Below are 23,064 nucleotides of genomic sequence, written 5' to 3'. Positions count from 1 at the left end.
ATGAGAATTATCGTCTTCTTTGATTTGCCGGTTGCCCGTCGACAAGATAGGAAAGCTTACGCAAAATTTAGAAAGTTTTTATTAAATGACGGCTATGTTATGTTACAGTATTCTATTTATTCAAGAATATGCAATGGACAAGATGGTGTGGCAAAACATATGCGAAGATTAAATGAAAATCTTCCACGTGTAAATGGAGCGATTCGAGCGCTGAAAATTACCGAAAAACAATTTGAAAATATGGATATTTTATTAGGAACAGTCACTCCAGAAGAAGAATTAGGAGCAAATAAAATAGATTTCTTTTAAAAAACACTTGCAAATTATTTTGTGAGTGTTTTTTTAACGATAAATTTAATTAATTTGAACAAAAGTGTGATATATTTACTAGAATTCGAGTGGAATTTTAAAAAAGAAATCCCTTGAAACGGGGAAGAATCAAGGGATTGAGTGCCATGTATCATATCACATCAAAGTTCATAGGGGAATTATGGCTAACTAGGTTTGCATACTGCAGTTCAATCCATCATATCACATCAAAGTTCATAGGGGAATTATGGCATCACCTTTGATTGATGAGCTTTTTACTGAATCATATCACATCAAAGTTCATAGGGGAATTATGGCTTAATCGATCAGCACGGTATTTATTAATTTATCATATCACATCAAAGTTCATAGGGGAATTATGGCTCAGTTACATAACCATTCCCCCTTTTAACATCATATCACATCAAAGTTCATAGGGGAATTATGGCGCTAACCGAACTATATTGAACTAACGTGGCATCATATCACATCAAAGTTCATAGGGGAATTATGGCCGAAACATGATCCTTTAAATGATGGGTTTTATCATATCACATCAAAGTTCATAGGGGAATTATGGCGCTCTACCCCGTCTAATGGTGCGCCCGTATATCATATCACATCAAAGTTCATAGGGGAATTATGGCGATTCGGTACCGACCACTTCATAAACCTCAATCATATCACATCAAAGTTCATAGGGGAATTATGGCATCAAGCGTGGCTAACGAGAAATTAAATGATCATATCACATCAAAGTTCATAGGGGAATTATGGCATTAAACTTTTCGTCTTTAATTTTAATCGTATCATATCACATCAAAGTTCATAGGGGAATTATGGCTTTTTGCGGTTGATTAATATTGATTTTCTTATCATATCACATCAAAGTTCATAGGGGAATTATGGCACCTCTTTCATTCGGAAAACCGTATGGAAGATCATATCACATCAAAGTTCATAGGGGAATTATGGCGCTATAATCTCGCCGCTATGACAAGCAATAATCATATCACATCAAAGTTCATAGGGGAATTATGGCCATGACGTTGAAGGATTCCACTTGAATTGCATCATATCACATCAAAGTTCATAGGGGAATTATGGCGATCAACGAAGTGGTGTTTTAAATCCAGTTATCATATCACATCAAAGTTCATAGGGGAATTATGGCTATTATAGATAACGACAGACTAACAGAAATATCATATCACATCAAAGTTCATAGGGGAATTATGGCCGTAAATGGCGCACACCTCTACAATACAGAATCATATCACATCAAAGTTCATAGGGGAATTATGGCAATAAAAGGCATGACCCTGACAATATCCAAATCATATCACATCAAAGTTCATAGGGGAATTATGGCTCGGACTTTGGCTTATACGTCGAGGAAGGTATCATATCACATCAAAGTTCATAGGGGAATTATGGCTCAGTGATATTGAGCGAGCCGCCAAGCTAAATCATATCACATCAAAGTTCATAGGGGAATTATGGCACCATTGTAGATGTTCCAGATAATATTAGTATCATATCACATCAAAGTTCATAGGGGAATTATGGCAGTCGATCGAATCTCAGACGAAAGAATGAGATCATATCACATCAAAGTTCATAGGGGAATTATGGCCTGTGTATGTCTGAGTTTGTGCAAAGATATATCATATCACATCAAAGTTCATAGGGGAATTATGGCTTGTTGTTCCTCATCCATATCAGCAAATGCATCATATCACATCAAAGTTCATAGGGGAATTATGGCCGGAACAAGGCGCTAAGCATGCCGGAAGAGATCATATCACATCAAAGTTCATAGGGGAATTATGGCTACAAGGGTCAGAAGCTACAGGTATACTTGATCATATCACATCAAAGTTCATAGGGGAATTATGGCTAGAGGAAGAGAACAGATTTCAGATGTCAGATCATATCACATCAAAGTTCATAGGGGAATTATGGCTGGCAACATCGTCACTTGGGCGCCGAAATCATCATATCACATCAAAGTTCATAGGGGAATTATGGCTTTATAATCATGGCAAGTGTGCAACGAATAATCATATCACATCAAAGTTCATAGGGGAATTATGGCACGTTAACAACGGAAGAAGCAGACGGATTTATCATATCACATCAAAGTTCATAGGGGAATTATGGCATGTTAACGTTATTCCAGTTTCAACGAACAATCATATCACATCAAAGTTCATAGGGGAATTATGGCATAGATGACCAAGCAATAAAAATCAGTCTTATCATATCACATCAAAGTTCATAGGGGAATTATGGCTCTCGGTTGGTGTTTTACTAACTTATGTGTATCATATCACATCAAAGTTCATAGGGGAATTATGGCTCGGACTTCGGTTTATACGTCGAGGAAGGTATCATATCACATCAAAGTTCATAGGGGAATTATGGCCCAACAGGGTGTCTTTTTTGTTTGTTAAAAATCATATCACATCAAAGTTCATAGGGGAATTATGGCATACCATAGGCAGTAACGGTCTCAGCTGTTATCATATCACATCAAAGTTCATAGGGGAATTATGGCACATCAACGAGTTAAAAGATGAACGCAATGATCATATCACATCAAAGTTCATAGGGGAATTATGGCAGGATGCTGTGAGACGTTTTCAGATGGTACATCATATCACATCAAAGTTCATAGGGGAATTATGGCGATGGAGTTAGATACGTTTAACTCATTGTCATCATATCACATCAAAGTTCATAGGGGAATTATGGCTGCTTCGGCTGTAGAGTTTGCCTTGCCAGTATCATATCACATCAAAGTTCATAGGGGAATTATGGCTACTTTATCTACCCAGTCACTGCTATTTTCATCATATCACATCAAAGTTCATAGGGGAATTATGGCCCCATTTGCACTCAGTGTCAGATTGTTTGCATCATATCACATCAAAGTTCATAGGGGAATTATGGCTCCTGTTTGTACCCAGTCACTGAATGGTGAATCATATCACATCAAAGTTCATAGGGGAATTATGGCAGCATGGTCTAATGGCTATGCTTTTTTGCTATCATATCACATCAAAGTTCATAGGGGAATTATGGCTCGTGAGTTTAGCGATCAATCTACAGCATGATCATATCACATCAAAGTTCATAGGGGAATTATGGCCACTGTTGTGACCGCCTACACCATTAGAGATCATATCACATCAAAGTTCATAGGGGAATTATGGCGTCTGATGAAGTAGTATTGTGGGGATTACTATCATATCACATCAAAGTTCATAGGGGAATTATGGCCTATCTATGGTAGGTGCAACAAGTCGATTAATCATATCACATCAAAGTTCATAGGGGAATTATGGCTTTTATTGAAGAAGTTAAAGAACCATCCCTATCATATCACATCAAAGTTCATAGGGGAATTATGGCACGGAAGGTCATAAAGCACAAGTTTATGCAATCATATCACATCAAAGTTCATAGGGGAATTATGGCGTCTTCTAAGGATAACGGTCTTACCTCATTATCATATCACATCAAAGTTCATAGGGGAATTATGGCTGGTGATGTAAGGGTTAAAAATGCACTATCATCATATCACATCAAAGTTCATAGGGGAATTATGGCGGGTTGATCGTCATACTCACGATTATTAAATCATATCACATCAAAGTTCATAGGGGAATTATGGCCGCCCTCCAACTCCTGTACTCGTTCAGCTTATCATATCACATCAAAGTTCATAGGGGAATTATGGCGGGTTGATCGTCATACTCACGATTATTAAAATCATATCACATCAAAGTTCATAGGGGAATTATGGCTTGTTTAATCAGTCATGAACATAAAGATCAATCATATCACATCAAAGTTCATAGGGGAATTATGGCTGCAGATGAGCAAGGAATCGTTATTCATAGATCATATCACATCAAAGTTCATAGGGGAATTATGGCTGTCATCGCGTCAATATTTAACGTCATTACATCATATCACATCAAAGTTCATAGGGGAATTATGGCTTGGTACTGTTCACAACTGCGCTTTGATAGATCATATCACATCAAAGTTCATAGGGGAATTATGGCGTTACCTTTTAAGGGTGATGAAAATGAATCATCATATCACATCAAAGTTCATAGGGGAATTATGGCGATGTTATCTTTCTTGTCTGCTAAGGACACATCATATCACATCAAAGTTCATAGGGGAATTATGGCGGGTTGATCGTCATACTCACGATTATTAAAATCATATCACATCAAAGTTCATAGGGGAATTATGGCATAAAAATACATCTACTACTAGCGAATCGAATCATATCACATCAAAGTTCATAGGGGAATTATGGCCAAACCAAAAGAGGACAAGCAACCTAATGAAATCATATCACATCAAAGTTCATAGGGGAATTATGGCTTGCGTTGGTAAATAGGCGAGGAAAATACAATCATATCACATCAAAGTTCATAGGGGAATTATGGCTTGGTCATCTGTATACTCCTGTGCTTCGTCATCATATCACATCAAAGTTCATAGGGGAATTATGGCAGCTGTCCTATCGGGCTATGGCGATCCAGTATCATATCACATCAAAGTTCATAGGGGAATTATGGCAATGATCGCTTGCTTGTGGTTATACTCGTTAATCATATCACATCAAAGTTCATAGGGGAATTATGGCGGATTGATGCAAGCGATAGATTGGAATTGATCATATCACATCAAAGTTCATAGGGGAATTATGGCGCTTTTTCTAATGCTATTAAAAGGATTTTAATCATATCACATCAAAGTTCATAGGGGAATTATGGCTAAAAAAGTTGAGCTAGTCACTAAGGCAGGATCATATCACATCAAAGTTCATAGGGGAATTATGGCAGCTGTCCTATCGGGCTATGGCGATCCAGTATCATATCACATCAAAGTTCATAGGGGAATTATGGCATTAAGGATAAAGAGGTTAACAAGTCTAGTATCATATCACATCAAAGTTCATAGGGGAATTATGGCTGTTTTAATATGCTTATATTGCATCTCAATATCATATCACATCAAAGTTCATAGGGGAATTATGGCATAGATATGTCTAGGGAAAAAATTAATTTAATCATATCACATCAAAGTTCATAGGGGAATTATGGCTAAAAAAGTTGAGCTAGTCACTAAGGCAGGATCATATCACATCAAAGTTCATAGGGGAATTATGGCTGAGAGACAGTCATACAGGCTCACTGAGAGATCATATCACATCAAAGTTCATAGGGGAATTATGGCAACATTACATTATCCAAAGTAGTTAATGAATCATATCACATCAAAGTTCATAGGGGAATTATGGCGCATGTTTTCACTTCCTTTTTATTGTTATTATCATATCACATCAAAGTTCATAGGGGAATTATGGCTCATTTTTACTCCTCCTAAGTTTTATTGAATCATATCACATCAAAGTTCATAGGGGAATTATGGCAGCACTTAACTTGAACAATGAATTTGTTGCATCATATCACATCAAAGTTCATAGGGGAATTATGGCATGCACTGTTTATAGTCGCTATAACGACTTATCATATCACATCAAAGTTCATAGGGGAATTATGGCTTCCTAATTCCTGTCCATCACTCAATTCTAATCATATCACATCAAAGTTCATAGGGGAATTATGGCCGAATACCACGCATCCATTGATTATACTTCATCATATCACATCAAAGTTCATAGGGGAATTATGGCGTAATATTATAAGGAAGTCAATTAATATGTATCATATCACATCAAAGTTCATAGGGGAATTATGGCGTCGATGATCAATTAAAGTTAATTCAGTTTATCATATCACATCAAAGTTCATAGGGGAATTATGGCTCAATTTATCATAAGAGATGAATTTGATAGATCATATCACATCAAAGTTCATAGGGGAATTATGGCGCTTTTTCTAATGCTATTAAAAGGATTTTAATCATATCACATCAAAGTTCATAGGGGAATTATGGCAGGTTTAAGGCGTTCGAGCATCGGCTTGTAATCATATCACATCAAAGTTCATAGGGGAATTATGGCCTCGCGTTGTTTGATACGTCTGAAATAAGATCATATCACATCAAAGTTCATAGGGGAATTATGGCGAAACCGCGCAAGGATAGCTCAACGGGTTAATCATATCACATCAAAGTTCATAGGGGAATTATGGCCAGAAAACCGACAAAGAAAGAAAATTATTCATCATATCACATCAAAGTTCATAGGGGAATTATGGCAGAATTTGAGCCAGTTGGGAAACTGGCTTTATCATATCACATCAAAGTTCATAGGGGAATTATGGCCCGTCAGTTGTCGAGTTTAAAACAACTTCCATCATATCACATCAAAGTTCATAGGGGAATTATGGCCAAACCAAAAGAGGACAAGCAACCTAATGAATCATATCACATCAAAGTTCATAGGGGAATTATGGCATCATGAGAGAGAGATGAACCGTTATTCAATCATATCACATCAAAGTTCATAGGGGAATTATGGCAGGATTGATGATTACACTAAACCAAAAACAATCATATCACATCAAAGTTCATAGGGGAATTATGGCGAATGAACGAATGAGTCAGCTTAAGCATAAATCATATCACATCAAAGTTCATAGGGGAATTATGGCTGATCCGACAGGACAACCATATTGCGCAGAATCATATCACATCAAAGTTCATAGGGGAATTATGGCTCTTAATTCCTTCTTGAGCTAATTGCATGAATCATATCACATCAAAGTTCATAGGGGAATTATGGCGTGATGGGCGTACCAGTGAATTTCTTGAAAATCATATCACATCAAAGTTCATAGGGGAATTATGGCAACTAGGTTAAATCAACAACAACAACCTACATCATATCACATCAAAGTTCATAGGGGAATTATGGCGTTGAGCAAGATTGATAATATCTATTTTGATCATATCACATCAAAGTTCATAGGGGAATTATGGCTAACTAGTCAGTAGTTAGATGCTTTTTTTAATCATATCACATCAAAGTTCATAGGGGAATTATGGCTATCCTGGCTGTTTCTTGCCGCCTTGAGTTATCATATCACATCAAAGTTCATAGGGGAATTATGGCCGCAATGCAAATGGTGTCACAAATCAGAGATCATATCACATCAAAGTTCATAGGGGAATTATGGCTTACTGCCTTTTCGTTCCATTCAACGTAATATCATATCACATCAAAGTTCATAGGGGAATTATGGCCATAACTCACTCATAGAGCCACTTGAGAGGATCATATCACATCAAAGTTCATAGGGGAATTATGGCTTAGCAATGGATGAAAACACAAAATTGCTAATCATATCACATCAAAGTTCATAGGGGAATTATGGCGTTTAGCTCGTCTCTACCTGTTTCTTGCAAATCATATCACATCAAAGTTCATAGGGGAATTATGGCTGTCGGTTCAGGAAAATCTTATCATGCTACATCATATCACATCAAAGTTCATAGGGGAATTATGGCATTCGCATTAGCCAATAGATCTGATTTACTATCATATCACATCAAAGTTCATAGGGGAATTATGGCATTCCTGGAGCAGCAGTTGTTATTAAGTGTATCATATCACATCAAAGTTCATAGGGGAATTATGGCATGCCAAGGCGATTAATCATGTCCTCATCCATCATATCACATCAAAGTTCATAGGGGAATTATGGCGAAATCTACCGCCAAAAACACTAGGAAAGCATCATATCACATCAAAGTTCATAGGGGAATTATGGCTCAACGTAGTGCGTTAATGTATACAGTTGCATCATATCACATCAAAGTTCATAGGGGAATTATGGCCAATTGTCTCATCTTTATTAAAAAATGTTAATCATATCACATCAAAGTTCATAGGGGAATTATGGCGCATTAAATGCTGGATAATTAAAGTCTTTAATCATATCACATCAAAGTTCATAGGGGAATTATGGCATCAACTGGTGCTATTGCTTATAACCCTGAATCATATCACATCAAAGTTCATAGGGGAATTATGGCCCGCAGAGCGACCTTAACGCAGACTGGATGATCATATCACATCAAAGTTCATAGGGGAATTATGGCCCGCAGAGCGACCTTAACGCAGACTGGATGATCATATCACATCAAAGTTCATAGGGGAATTATGGCATCATGAGGATGGAACCGTTATTCAATTCGATCATATCACATCAAAGTTCATAGGGGAATTATGGCTATTTTCGGACAAGGTGCGACTTTTAGCGATCATATCACATCAAAGTTCATAGGGGAATTATGGCCGTCCTCCAACTCCTGTACTCGTTCAGCTTATCATATCACATCAAAGTTCATAGGGGAATTATGGCAGGACATTCAACGTTAGCAAAATTGTCTAAATCATATCACATCAAAGTTCATAGGGGAATTATGGCGTACGCCATGATCCAGTTTTAAAGCGTACCATCATATCACATCAAAGTTCATAGGGGAATTATGGCTTATATCAATGACTAAGACAAACTACTTTAATCATATCACATCAAAGTTCATAGGGGAATTATGGCCAAAGGTTCCATGTCAAGGGCGGTTGAGAGATCATATCACATCAAAGTTCATAGGGGAATTATGGCTTAAACAGGCTAATTATAAGTTTATGAAGTATCATATCACATCAAAGTTCATAGGGGAATTATGGCCGTTTAAATAACCATCTCGACTAGGGTGTTATCATATCACATCAAAGTTCATAGGGGAATTATGGCGGGGGTGGATGAATAATGGCAGATGGGACTAATCATATCACATCAAAGTTCATAGGGGAATTATGGCAAAAAGAACTCATCGTCAGTAAACGCTAGTATCATATCACATCAAAGTTCATAGGGGAATTATGGCGTAAGTGTCTTGGCATGCTTAAAGGGATACATCATATCACATCAAAGTTCATAGGGGAATTATGGCTTTAATAATCTTCCTGCAAGATCATCTTCAATCATATCACATCAAAGTTCATAGGGGAATTATGGCGGAAGCAAGCACATTAGAGGAAGCTCAAAATCATATCACATCAAAGTTCATAGGGGAATTATGGCCCTACAACACCTTGAATGTATTTCCATAAGATCACATCACATCAAAGTTCATAGGGGAATTATGGCTATTTATTGACTTTAGTTTAGCATTCACATTAATGGCTTAACTTCCTCTTTCTTATACATTATTCGCTAAAATCTAATATAATTAGGTTAAGAGAATAATAGGCTAAGGACGATCGCTCAACCTTAACTTCTGAAACGAAGGGGATGATGCCAATGGAATGAAAGAAATACAGTTCCTAACAAAGGCTCTCTTATTCGTGAAGCAGGGAGAGCGTGTTGTTTGATACAACTTTGCTAATAGCGATAATAGTTTTTATAGTAGCTTTATTAGGCTGCATGAAAACTATCTTAGACTTAATCAAGAGTATCATTGATTTATCTAAGGAAATCGTTACGGCAATTGTAGAGTTCGCGAAAATGTTTCGCAAATAAAACAACCGTCCAGACCCCAATCTGAACGGTTAAAGATATTGAGGATTAAACCTCTTTTAAAAATAAACCAAGTAAGGTTGAGCGAAAAAACTTCGCTTATTGTTCTCAAGAGACGTGGCTGTTCGCTCAGTCACTGTCTCTCTTTTTTATTCCTAACTAAATTATAGCAAACATCCCAAAATGAATCAAGGCCTTTGGACGGTAATATCATCGATAATTATTGCTTTGTGATGTATTTGGTGCATATAATTCTCAGCTATTATTAATAATTTAATTCGCTAATTCAATCTTATGATCGCTGTAAAGAAAGTATGCAAATCAAATTTTTTTTCAAGCAATAAAAACCACAAGAATTCACAAAATTACTATCTAACCCACTAAAACAAGCTAAAAAAATACTCTGAAATACCATTATAACCTTTGCTATTAAAGGGTTTTGAGGGTCCTTTCATATAGACGAATTAACAAAACTCTGTTAAGATTAAATCAAAGATAGAAGTATCTAATATGAAAGGAGGCATAAAAATGAAGGAAGAAATATCATTGGAAGCAGTATTCTTAGCAGTTAATGAATTAGCTCAACACGTTACCCAACTAGATGAGCGCTTGAACGGAAAAATTGACTCTTTAGATGAACGCTTGAATGGTAAAATCAACTCTCTAGGTGAGGATTTGAATGGTAAAATTGACTCTCTAGATGAGCGTTTAACTGGTAAAATCGATTCTTTAGATGAACGCTTGGGTGGTAGATTGGATTCTCTCGAGGCACGTTTTGATAATATGGAAATAAACACAAAACAAGAATTTGACAAAGTACACGATAAACTTGACGTAATGGAAACACAAATGACAATCTTTGCTGGCAATTTATCGAAAACCCAAGCTGAAGTAATGGTCTTAAAAAATGCAACATAACATTATAATTCTCAAAAAAAGTGACATACTCCGTTTTGGATGAGCAGTATATGCTATCTAAAACGGAGTATTTTTTTATACCAATAATTTACCCCATTAAATAAAATGTCGTATTTAATAAAGCTTGACCACTACAAATTATCGATTAATCCTTCCATTACCTATAGTCGAATGTTAAAATAAAAGGGAATGATTAAATTTTGGACCAAGGGATTGAGTAATTTTGGAAAAACAACTAAAGTATCGGTCGACAATTAAATCAAGACCTTATTTTTATAATGAAACGAAAAGCCTTGCAGAGCTTATTTTACAAGGATTAAATGATGTTGAAATAAAAGAAAAAGTACTGATTGAAAATATTCTACAGATAAATTCTGAAGCTCGAAAAAAAGAAGTTGCGTCAACAATTTTAAAAAGATTAGCAGTATTGGATGCGTTTTTAATGAAAAAAATGACAAACGGTGATGTTGAAACAAGTAAAGTGATTGTTCTCTATGCGATTTTGAAGACAGATCGCTTGTTTTTTGAGTTTATGAATGAAGTGTTTCGAGACAAGCTGACCTACCAGGAGATGGTTATTACTGACCGTGATTTTTATACATATTTTGAATCGAAGCGCCAACAAAGTAAGAGCGTTGCTAAATGGGTTGATTACACGTTTTATAAATTACAACAAGTTTATATTCGAATTCTTTTTGAAGCGGGTTTAATGAAAAATCAAAAAGGTGATCGTGAACTTGATGTTCCGGTCATTAATCCTGATGTGATTGATCATATTGTGAATCTTGGTGATGAAAAATTTATACACGCTATGATTGGAGGCGAATAAAAAGTGAAGACAATCAATGAGCGGCTAGATCAAATTTTGCCTAAAATAACAAACCCATCTTTTAGAGAAAATAGAGGATTAGGAAATGAGGTGGGCTATCATATTTTTGATTACGAGCCTGAATATGAAATGCTTGTAAGAGACCATGTTAAGTATCTTAAAGAACAAGTCAATCATGATTTATCTAACCAAAAAATTATTGAATTTGATTTGTATGAGATGGTTTTAGAAATACTTGATGATAAGGGTTATTTAGAAAAAAACTTTGTCATGGAAAAAAAAAGAGATAGTGAATTTGTCTTGAATGCAACGAAGAAGTCACTGAGGCTGACATTAAATAATGATCTGATGATTAAATATATTGCCGATCGCATCGAAGACAATGCTATCATTTTTATGACGGGAGTAGGGAAGGCATTTCCGATTATTCGCTCTCATGTGATTTTAAATAATTTGTTTAAAGCAGTTAGGCAACTCCCTGTTGTGATGTTTTTCCCCGGGCGTTACGATGGGCAAGAGTTACGTTTGTTCGGTGCAATAAAAGATGATAATTACTATCGTGCATTTCAATTAGTAGAATATTAGGGAGGGAACAAGATGCAAATTGCAAAGATGTTTAAACGTTCAATTAACCGTGAAATAAAGGGTGTTGTCAAAGTTGGACAAGACGTTGATGCGAATATTTATCAGGAGTTAGAAGAGTACGTTGTAACAGATGAACTACATAAACATATTGGTGAATTTTTTGCTGCTTATTGCAAAGGTATTGAGACGAATACAGATGAAATTGGTGTCTGGATTTCTGGCTTTTTTGGTTCGGGTAAGTCCCATTTTTTAAAAATTTTATCCTACTTAGTTGAAAATCGAAAAGTTGGGGACAAGTATGCAATTGATTTTTTTGAGGAAAAAATCAACGATCCAAAGATTTTGGAAGACTTCAAAAAAGTAAGTGAAATCACAACTGATGTGATCCTGTTTGATATTGATGCAAAGAGTGAGTCTGATTCGATGGCGAATAAAGATTCGATTGTGAAAGTGCTTAATAAAGTGTTTAACGAAATGCAAGGATTTTGTGGAGCGATTCCGTGGATTGCTGAAATTGAACGGAGCATGCAAAAAGACGGGCGTTATGACGTCTTCCGAGAAACATTTGGAACAATTTCTGGCAACACTTGGGAGGATTCGAGAGAGGATTTCTATTACGAAGAAGACGCCATTATTGAAGCGTTGTCAAAATCAACACAGATGAGTGAAGAGGCGGCGAGAAATTGGTTTGAACGAGCTGAACAAGATTATACGATTAGTATTGAACGGTTTGTTAAACGCGTAAAAGAATATCTCGATTCAAAAGGGAAAGATCATCATATCGCATTCTTCATTGATGAGGTCGGTCAATATATCGGTGATAACTCACATGCGATGCTGAACTTACAAACGATCGTGCATGAATTTGGTCGTCAATGCCAAGGAAGAGCTTGGATTGCTGTTACGAGTCAAGAAGATATTGATTCAGTGTTAACAGTAAAGGGAAATGATTTTTCAAAAATTCAAGGACGCTTTGATACAAAACTAAGTTTGTCGAGTGCCTATGTCGATGAAGTGATTAAAAAGCGTATCCTTGTAAAAAATGAACATGGTAGCCAAACGCTTGGTGAAGTGTATCGTCAAAATCAATCAATTTTACAAAGTATTTTAACGTTCACCGAAAAAAGTGCTGAAATGAAACAATATCGGGATGAGCAAGATTTTATTGATGTTTATCCATTTATTCCATATCAATTTAACTTACTGCAAAAAGTATTTGCTGGTGTGCGAATTCACGGCGCGTCTGGTCGTCACTTGGCTGAAGGTGAGCGTTCATTATTAAGTGCTTTCCAAGAGTCAGCGATCCGATTTTCAGCAGAATCAGAAGGGAAGTTAGTTCCTTTCTCTGCATTTTATGAAACAATTGAAACATTTCTAGAACATAGTATTCGTGGTGTGATGATTCATGCTGAAAATAACGATAAATTAGATGGTTTTGATGTTGAAGTATTAAAAGTGCTTTTCTTAATCAAATATGTCAAAGAGCTTCCAGCTAACCTTGATAATTTAGCAACGTTAATGATCGATCATCTTGATGTTGATATCATCGATTTAAAGAAGCGGATTGAGAAGTCTCTCGTTCGTTTAGTTGGTCAGACATTGATTCAAAAAGATGGTGATCAATACACTTTCTTAACGAATGATGAACAAGACGTTAATCGTGAAATTAAGCATATGCAAATTGAATCAACAGAAGTTGTACAAAAGATTGGTGAGGATATTTTTGACGGGATTTATCGTGATCGTAAATACCGTTATTCAGCTAAATATAATTTTGATTTTAATGCCTTTATTGATGATCGTCCTGTTCGGACACAGTCGAGCGATATTGGGATTCGTATTTTAACACCATACGCAGATGCATCGATGAATTACAACGAGTATGAGCTAAAAATGATGTCAGCGAGGGAGAATAATGTCATCGTTAAATTACCTGCTGATACGTCCTATCTCGATGAAATGGAAGAGATTTTAAAAATCCAAGCCTACATGAAAGTAAAAAGCGGTACATCAGTAACACAGGTGATAGAGGATATCAAAGTTAAGAAGGCACGAGAAGTGACCGAACGAAGAGAACGTGTGACAACATTTGTCAAAGAAGCCTTAAAACATGCAGAAATCTATGTCAACTCACAAATGCTTGAGATCCAGAAGAAAAATCCTGTTGATCGAATCAATGATGCTTTTCGGATGCTGATCAAGGCGCTCTATCATAAATTAGATCAGATCAAGCCTTCGATCGATACAGCTAATGATTTAACAGAGATTTTAACTAGCTCAACTCAGTTAACAATGGATAGTGAGAGTGAAGAGAATTATTTAGCGATCAAAGAAGTTGATAATTATGTCACACGTCTAACGAATCGTAACCAAAATTTATCGGTAAAAAGTATGACAACGTATTTTGCTAATTTACCTTATGGTTGGATTGAACTGGATACAACAGGGATTCTACTACAGTTATTTAAAGCACAAGAAATCAAATTAATCTTAAATAGTAGTCAACTTGAATTAAATGATCCGAACTTGATTAACTATTTAACGAAGCGTGACTATGTTGATCGTGTCATTGTTAGAAAACGCGAACGGATTTCAGAAGTGTTACTAAAAAATGTTCGAGATTTAACGAAAGAAATGTTCGGTATTTCTGCGTCACCTCAAGATGAAGATGGCTTAAAAGATCAATTTAATGATTTTCTTAACAATGAAAAGAGTCGATTGATTGAACTTTTAGCAAACTATCGTCATCAATATTATCCTGGTGAAGATATTTTAAAAAATGGAAAAGCATTGATTGATGACATTCTAACGATCAATGATACGTCAACATACTTTAAAAAGTTAAGAGAGTTACGTCATGACTTGATTGATTATGCAACTGAAGTTAAGCAGATTAAAGGTTTCTTTGAAAATCAACAGCCGATCTATGATGAAGCGAGAAAACGATTGGAAATTTTCGATCAAAATCGAACGTATATCACTGATCAAAAAATGAAAGCAACAGTAGCGAGCATGGAATCGATTATGAATCAGGCAGAACCATATAGTCGCATTCAAGAACTTCCTTCCTTAAATCAAACATTTGATGATCAATTTATTGAAATTATAGAGAGCGAATGTGCACCAGTCCGCAAAGCAATCAAAAATGATTTAGCTGAAGTGAACAAAGAAATGGAAGCAAATCAAGAATGGAAAGAGGTTTTCTCTGGTACTTTCCGAGCAAGGTTTCAAACGTTGCTTGATCGATTAGAGCGAGTAAACAGCATATATGAAGCAATTGCAATTGAAGTTGAAAGTGATCGTTTGAAAGTCCGTTGCATTCAGGAAATGTATCAGTATAGACCAGATCCGATTGAACCAGGTAAGGGTGATGATACCGGTGAGAAAACTCCACCTAGACCATCTGTTGTTAAAGAACGGAAAATCAAAACGATGAGTAAAAATGCAGTTATAAAAGGATCGAAAACATTCCACTCAAAACAAGATATTGATCAATTTGTTGAAGAGCTAAGACAGCAATTACTTGCTGAACTTGATGAAGACACAACGATTAATCTTGTTTAATAAGGATAATTTATCTTTTATGGATTATCTCAACTAGTAGGAGTCATTAGACGATGGAGGCTAAATAATGAAAGTAAGTGAACTGCGCCAGAAAATAAAAGCACATAACCAAGCTGAGCTTGAACAAATCATTGTCGAATTATATAAAGTCATTCCAAAAGCAAGAAGAGATGAAAAAGAAATCGACGCATTAATTAACGATCCAGAACATTTTAAAAAGCAAAAGAACAGCACGAAACAAGACCATGCAAAAATCGATTTTTCAACTCTCGTTAAAGAAGTAAACTTCTTTATTGAAAATGCTTATGCTCAAAATTATGTCGTTCCTAATCGAATCATTCCAAAAAAGGAGCGTTCGAAGTGGCGGTTTATTGCGAAAAGATTAGTCGATCAAGTACTATCATTTTCTAGCCATCCAACTCATAAACAAACATGTATTGAGATGTTAGAGGAGCTTTATAAACTATTTTGCTATGGATCTGGTCACTATGTTTTTGCTAGTCAAGAACCTTTTGAGACGATAAAAATTTCCCAAGGCGACTTTTTCGAGCAAATCGTTCTATTGAAAAAAAGCATCGAGGAACCCGACAGATGGCTGACCGATTCATTAAATCTTATCCTCACTCAAAGTACTGCGACCTATACACTGCCTAATTGTTTATTAGTCATTTTGTTAGGCGCACTAAACACAGCACCACTTAAAGAAAGAATGATTGAAATCACTCAGCAACTTTTGCGTGAAAAACGCTTAAAACTTGGAAAAGTAAATTGGAAATCAATCGATATTGAAGATGAAGAGTATTTAAATACTTTAGTAACGATGATTTTTATCACTAAGAGTGAATTGGGTGAATCTAAAGAAGCCATTGCTTTTTTCAAAAAACATTATATTGAAAGAACAGAAGAAATTAAGTTATTTATTTTGTTAGATATGTTAGAAGCGGATCAACGTCTAGAAGATTGGTTGGATGTTTATCAAGATGCACTTAAGAAGAAAATCGAACCAAGAGATATGTCACAGCGACTGTATCATTACATTAAAGTGCATCAAGAATTTCCAGAGAGTAGGCATGTTTTATATGACTGATCATAGATGGAGGTTTTAAAATTGGATAAAAGTGCGATCAAAAAATTTGCCGTATCTGCACGAAAAAAATTAATCGAAGCTGTTGAACAAAAAGCATTTGAATTAGGCATTACTTCAGACGAGATTAAAGAAGCCGAGATCTACCAAGATGGTTTCTTAATTAACGGTATTTTTTATAAGAAATATCAAATTAATCAGCGTGGGAAATTGCTGAAAGAGATGGAGCAAAAAGGCTACGATCAAGTGATTGAAGAAGTTGCTTATACGTGGTTTAACCGATTGATTGCCCTTCGTTTTATGGAGGTCAATGATTATTTACCAACAGGGATCCGAATTTTTTCCTCGATTGAAAAAGGTAAAAAAGAACCGGACGCTTTAACAGAAGTTGAGTTGTTAATTGATGACTTAGACCTCGAAGTGGAAAAAGTCTACGAACTTCAAGATGCAAATGATGATGAAGATTTATTTAAGTATATTTTTATTAAGCAATGCAATAAGCTTGGTGAAATGATGCCAATGGTGTTTGAAGCGATTGAAGACTATACCGAACTCCTATTGCCAAATAATCTATTAGCTGAAACATCAGTTATCCACGATATGGTGACGGAAATTGATGAAGCGGACTGGACGAAAGAAGTCGAAATTATCGGTTGGCTCTATCAATACTACATATCTGAGAAGAAGGATCAAGTTTTTGCTGATTTGAAGAAAAATAAAAAGATTAGCAAAGAAAATATTCCAGCTGCAACTGAACTATTCACACCGAGATGGATTGTTCAATACATGGTTGATAATTCATTAGGCCGACTGTGGTTAGAATCACATCCGAACGAAACATTACAGGGTAAACTACCTTATTATTTAGAAGCAGCTGAGCAACCTGAAGATGTGATTGAGCAATTAGAGTCTCTTAAAGACCCTAATTTAAAATTAGAAGACATTAAATTCCTCGATCCATGTATGGGTTCGGGCCATATTCTTGTTTATGCATTTGAAGTTTTTGTTGAATTGTATAAATCACAAGGTTACCGCGAACAAGATATTCCGAAACTGATTATTGAACATAATTTATACGGTTTGGACCTAGATCCACGAGCGGCCCAATTAGCATACTTTGCTGTCGTGATGAAAGCAAGAAGCTTTTCTAATCGTTTATTTGATCAGCCAATCCAAGCGAATCTCTATTGGATTGAAGACAGTTTACAAATAACAGAGCAAGATGTGGAGCTGTTTGTTGGTGACACCGACTTAAGCGACGACTTTATCGAGTTATTAGAGACATTTAAAGACGGGAAATTATTAGGCTCGATTATTGAAGTGCCGGAACTAGATTTGATTGATTTGAAAGAACGGATTCATTATTTTGAGCAGAGCGTTATAGACGATATGTTTGCCTTGGATTTTAAAGAAAATAAGTTGCCAATTATAAAGAGTATCATTGAGCAAGCGATTGTATTGGAGAGAAAATATGATGTTGTCGTAACGAATCCACCGTATATGTTTAATGCAAACATGAATTTAGAATTAAAGAAATATTTGAACAAAAAATTCCCATTGTCGAAAAGAGATTTAAGTACTGTTTTTATGGAAGTTACAAGCAATCTAACAAAAGAGAATAGTTTTATGGCCTTGATAAATCAGCATGCTTGGATGTTTACATCAACCTATGAGAGTTTAAGAAAATTAGTAGTAAATTCATATCAACTCTATAATATGATTCATTTAGGGACTAGGGCTTTCTCTGAAATTGGTGGGGAGGTAGTGCAGACAACATCTTTTGTGTTGAGGAAGAAAGTAATACCCAACTTTTTAGCAACGTTTGTTCGTTTAACTGACCATACCAATGCAGAGGAAAAATCAAAACAATATTTTAATGCAGAGTTACATTTTAACAGAATACAAGATGGATTTTCCGACATTCCAGGTTCACCAATTGCTTATTGGGCGAGTGAACATGTTAGAATGTTATTCAAAGAGAATTTAAGTATAAAGGATATTGCTAATCCCAAGGCCGGCTTAGCAACTGGTGATAACACAATATTTCAGAAACATTGGACAGAAGTAAACTTTGAAGATATTGGATTTAACTATAATACGCCTGAAGAAACTGAAGATTTAAAACATAAGTGGTTTCCTTGTGAAAGTGGAGGAACCTATAGAAGATGGTATGGAAATAAAGAAATGATTGTTAATTGGTATAATAATGGTGAAAAAATAAAGAGCTTTAGAGACAATAACGGAAAATTAAGATCTAGACCTCAAAATACTCATTATTATTTTAGAGAAGGTATCACATGGAACAAGCTAAGCTCAACTAATTTTGGTGTGAGGTATAAAGAAAAGGGAACAATATATGATGATACTAGTAGATCAGCTTTTCCAGTAGAAGAATCACAAACAAACTATATATTAGGTATGCTGAGTTCAAATATATCAACCTATTTTATGGAGTATTTAAACCCTACATTGAGCTTCACTAATGGTGACATCAGAAGAATACCTATTATACAAGATATAAACGAAAATTATTTAATTAAGATAAATGAAGTTGCTAATGATAATATTGATTTATCCAAATCCGACTGGGATTCGTTCGAAACGTCTTGGGATTTTGAAGCGCATCCGTTTATAGAATTTCAACAAGAATCAACTAAAATATCAGATGCTTTTACAAACTGGCAAACTGAAGCGGAAAATCGTTTCCAAACGTTAAAAGCAAATGAAGAAGAGTTGAATCGAATTTTTATTGACTTATATGGTTTACAAGATGAATTGACACCAGAAGTGGAGGATAAGGATGTTACGATTAGACGGGCTGATCAGCTTCGTGATGTGAAATCATTCCTTTCCTATGCAGTTGGTTTGATGTTTGGTCGATATTCCTTGGATCAGCCAGGGCTAGCATATGCTGGTGGTGAGTTTGATTTAACGAACTATCAAACATTTATTCCAGATCAGGATAATGTGCTTCCAATTGCGACAGATGTTTATTTTGAAGATGATATTGTTAACCGTTTAATCACGATCATTAAAACAATCTTTGGTTCTGATCATTTAGAGGAAAATTTAGATTTTATCGCAGATACGTTAACGCGTCGTGCGAATGAAACATCAAGACAACGCATTCGCCGCTATTTCTTAAAAGAATTTTATAAAGATCATGTTCAAACATATCAAAAGCGACCGATTTATTGGTTATTTGATAGCGGAAGACAGGATGGTTTTAAAGCACTAGTCTACTTACACCGTTACAAACCTGATCTTGTTGCAAGGGTAAGAACGTCTTACTTACATGCTCAAGTAAAGAAGTATCAAGATGAAATGACACGATTAGATTATGTTTTAGAAGCGGATGTTTCGAAAACTGAACAGACAAAAGCTAAAAAGCTGAAAGAAGTTTTACAGAAGCAAGTTCAAGAATGTTTAAACTATGATCAAGTCATCGCTCACGTTGCGCATCAAACGCTTGATTTGGATTTAGATGATGGGGTAAAAGTCAACTATGCCAAGTTTCAAAACATCGAAGTCCCACAAGGTGAAGGAAAAAAGCCACTAAAAGCAAATGTCTTAGCTAAGATTTAATCAATGAGGTAGAAAGTGATTTCTACCTCTAATGTTTTAATAAAGGTTGTGAAATGATGAAGTTAAAAGAAGTCCATCGTAATTTAAATGAAATTTTTAATCAAAAACTGACAAATCATCGTAGGCGTCACATTGTTTTCTGGTATGACGAACAAGGGGAGTTTAAAGAAGATTTTGAAGAGATTCAACTCGATCATGTTCGTAAATGGATTTTAACAAAAAACAATCTATTTGCAACAAAATATGAGTTAGAAAAAAATGATCCAGATTCACATTTTTTAATTTACGCTAATTTTCCTAAACCATTGCCACGTGAAGATTGGTTATATGACCAATTAAAACTCGGTCATGAATTTGCGACTGATAAAACAACGAACACGATGCGTGAGCTAGGTGTGAATGATGATTCATTACGGATAATATTTAAACATTATCAACCATTTTTTAATAATAATCAGCGTACACAGGCTTTTCATAAATTTAAAGTTGAATCATATACGGAAGAAATCGTTGATTTAACTGTATTAGCCACGTTAGTAAAAAGTCCAATTAACACTCTAGATGAAGTCTTAAAAACAATTTTTCGTAAACATTTGGCTGGAGATCATTCAACTATCGATTCGATTCGTAAATATGGGGATGAGACCAGGTTTTGGGCTCTAATTGAAAAATATTATGCTTATGTAAATCATGATAAGTCTATAAATACATTGCTTACTTTTTTAATTTTAACTTATCTTAATGAACAAAACCATGGATTAACTATTCCTGTACAGTGGGAAGGTTATATTGGCAAGCGGATCACGAATATTGTCGTATTTATTGATCAATGGATGAATCACCGAACGGATCGATTAGTTTATAATGAATTGTCTGACCAAATTAGCTCAAGATTGAATGTTGATCAAGTTGCTCAACAATGGGACATTCATGTGATAAAGGATCTCGATTCATTTCAAATCTTTGATCAACTGATTATTAACTTTTTGGTTGAACAATTAATAGAAGATTTAAGTGACTATGATTTCTACTCTGATCTATTAGTAACGAGGAGAAGGCTTCACTGGTATCAAGAGTATCAACATGAATACGAGGCCATTTTCCATGCGCTTAAATTAAAACAATTATTGCATGAACTTAATGGTTTTATCCCAGAACAACCAGCAATCGAAATGTTTATGGCTTACGCTGATCATTATTTTCAAATCGATCAAGCTTATCGCAAGTTTTATCTCTTGTATGATCAAGTTGAAAATAAAGATCGGATTCGTCCATTGCAAGAGAAAGTCGAAAATCTGTATGTTAATCAGTTTATCGAAGATTTAGCTTTAAAATGGACTGCTAGCTTGAAACAATTAGATCATTTGAACTGGCCGATCAATGGGATTAAACAACAACAACATTTTTATCAAGAATGGGTTAAGCCATATCAAGAACAGGGAGAGCGTGTTTTTGTCATTATATCTGATGCGTTACGTTATGAGGTTGGCAAAGAGTTAATTGATGTCTTAAACAATGAACGGAAAGCATCAACAGAAATCACTGCTGTTCAAGGCGTATTGCCGTCATATACTCGTTTAGGAATGGCGACATTATTACCTTACCGAGAACTTGAGTATCTACCTGATGGTCGTCTGTTTGTTGATGGTAAAAATAGTGCAAGCATGATTGAGCGGGGGCAAATTTTAGCCGAACAGGTTGAAGATTCATTAGTTGCTTCATATCAAGATTTAATGGGTTTGAATCGAACAAAATTGAGGGAAACACTTTTAGGTAAAACCGTTGTTTATATTTATCATAATACAATTGATGCGCGTGGCGATCATGCGACTACAGAAGGGGAAGTTTTTTCAGCGACTGAAGAAGCAATCAATGATATTCGCTTACTTGTTAATCGATTGGTGACAGATATTAGTGCCTCTAATATTCTGATTACTGCCGATCACGGTTTTTTATATCAAAGAGATCAGCTTGTAGATAGTCAAAAGTTACCGAATAAAGTGGATCAAGCTCTGATGACTAAACGAAGATATGCATTGATGAACGAAGCAATAGAATTAGAAGGTACTTTAACATATTCATTGGATTATCTATTAAATCAGAATCAAGAATTATTTGTCACTGTTCCTAAGGGGATCAATCGATTTGCGATTCAAGGGTCAGGTGCAAATTATGTTCATGGTGGTGCGATGCTACAAGAAATTGTCCTTCCAGTGATTGCTTTTAAAAATGACCGCAGCAAATCGTTGAAGAACTTAGTGAAAAAAGTTGATGTGAAAATTACGACACCAAGCAGAAAAATTACTAGTCCAATTACATTTTTAGAGTTTCTTCAAATTGAAAAAGTAGCTGATAAGCGATTACCAAGAAGACTCCTTGTGTATTTTGAGGATGAGCAAGGGAATCGAGTATCAAGTGAGAATATTATTATCGCTGATAGAACGATTGCTCAGGTGGGAGAGCGGACATATCGCGAAAAATTTGTTTTTAAATCAGAACAATATGATAAGCGAAAAAATTATTACCTTGTTCTGATTGATGAAGAAACAGAAAAAGAGTACGAACGTTATACGTTTTCGATTGATATTACATTGTAGCCTGCATTATTCATAACTTGATTTTTTATAGGTGATTTGCCCATTAAATTGCCAAAAGCGAATGCCAGTTAG

8 protein-coding genes and 1 CRISPR repeat array are annotated in these 23,064 nt (G+C 35.4%); all 8 genes read left to right on the top strand.

The features are described from left to right. The 8 genes from cas2 (at position 1) to pglZ (ending at position 22,992) form a co-directional block, all read left to right on the top strand. A complete protein-coding gene (cas2, locus tag ABD814_RS10250; protein WP_344912836.1) occupies positions 1 to 309 on the top strand; it encodes a CRISPR-associated endonuclease Cas2 in 309 nt (102 codons plus the stop codon). Between the two features lie 150 nt (positions 310 to 459). Further along, positions 460 to 9,461: a CRISPR direct-repeat array (repeat unit 36 nt; unit sequence ATCATATCACATCAAAGTTCATAGGGGAATTATGGC). Between the two features lie 897 nt (positions 9,462 to 10,358). After that, a complete protein-coding gene (locus ABD814_RS10245) occupies positions 10,359 to 10,748 on the top strand; it encodes a hypothetical protein (protein ID WP_344912834.1) in 390 nt (129 codons plus the stop codon). Between the two features lie 223 nt (positions 10,749 to 10,971). Further along, a complete protein-coding gene (locus ABD814_RS10240; protein WP_344912832.1) occupies positions 10,972 to 11,577 on the top strand; it encodes a DUF1819 family protein in 606 nt (201 codons plus the stop codon). A gap of 3 nt (positions 11,578 to 11,580) precedes the next feature. Further along, entirely contained in the window at positions 11,581 to 12,162 is a 582-nt protein-coding gene (locus tag ABD814_RS10235; RefSeq protein WP_344912830.1) for a DUF1788 domain-containing protein, read from the top strand. Positions 12,163 to 12,174: 12 nt separating this feature from the next. Next, positions 12,175 to 15,726, top strand: a complete 3,552-nt coding sequence (gene brxC / locus ABD814_RS10230) for a BREX system P-loop protein BrxC (protein WP_344912828.1) — start codon at positions 12,175 to 12,177, stop codon at positions 15,724 to 15,726. Positions 15,727 to 15,793: 67 nt separating this feature from the next. Further along, the gene (locus ABD814_RS10225) at positions 15,794 to 16,813 is read left to right on the top strand and encodes a hypothetical protein (RefSeq protein ID WP_344912826.1); all 1,020 of its coding nucleotides are present in this window, start codon (positions 15,794 to 15,796) and stop codon (positions 16,811 to 16,813) included. A gap of 21 nt (positions 16,814 to 16,834) precedes the next feature. Then, positions 16,835 to 20,395 (top strand): BREX-1 system adenine-specific DNA-methyltransferase PglX, encoded by a 3,561-nt coding sequence (pglX, locus tag ABD814_RS10220; protein ID WP_344912824.1) that lies wholly within the window; start codon positions 16,835 to 16,837, stop codon positions 20,393 to 20,395. Positions 20,396 to 20,451: 56 nt separating this feature from the next. Further along, the gene (gene pglZ, locus ABD814_RS10215; RefSeq protein WP_344912822.1) at positions 20,452 to 22,992 is read left to right on the top strand and encodes a BREX-1 system phosphatase PglZ type A; all 2,541 of its coding nucleotides are present in this window, start codon (positions 20,452 to 20,454) and stop codon (positions 22,990 to 22,992) included. The last annotated feature ends 72 nt before the right edge of the window (positions 22,993 to 23,064 follow it).

It is taken from the genome of Amphibacillus indicireducens, assembly GCF_039539605.1.
In the GTDB taxonomy this organism is placed as follows: Bacteria; Bacillota; Bacilli; order Bacillales; family Amphibacillaceae; genus Amphibacillus; species Amphibacillus indicireducens.
This window is presented reverse-complemented; position numbering and strand designations above follow the sequence as displayed.

Bases quoted from the DNA above. Each gene is read 5' to 3' on its own strand.
- cas2 (WP_344912836.1), top strand. From the start codon at position 1: ATGAGAATTATCGTCTTCTTTGATTTGCCGGTTGCCCGTCGACAAGAT.
- ABD814_RS10245 (WP_344912834.1), top strand. From the start codon at position 10,359: ATGAAGGAAGAAATATCATTGGAAGCAGTATTCTTAGCAGTTAATGAA.
- brxC (WP_344912828.1), top strand. From the start codon at position 12,175: ATGCAAATTGCAAAGATGTTTAAACGTTCAATTAACCGTGAAATAAAG.
- ABD814_RS10225 (WP_344912826.1), top strand. From the start codon at position 15,794: ATGAAAGTAAGTGAACTGCGCCAGAAAATAAAAGCACATAACCAAGCT.
- pglZ (WP_344912822.1), top strand. From the start codon at position 20,452: ATGAAGTTAAAAGAAGTCCATCGTAATTTAAATGAAATTTTTAATCAA.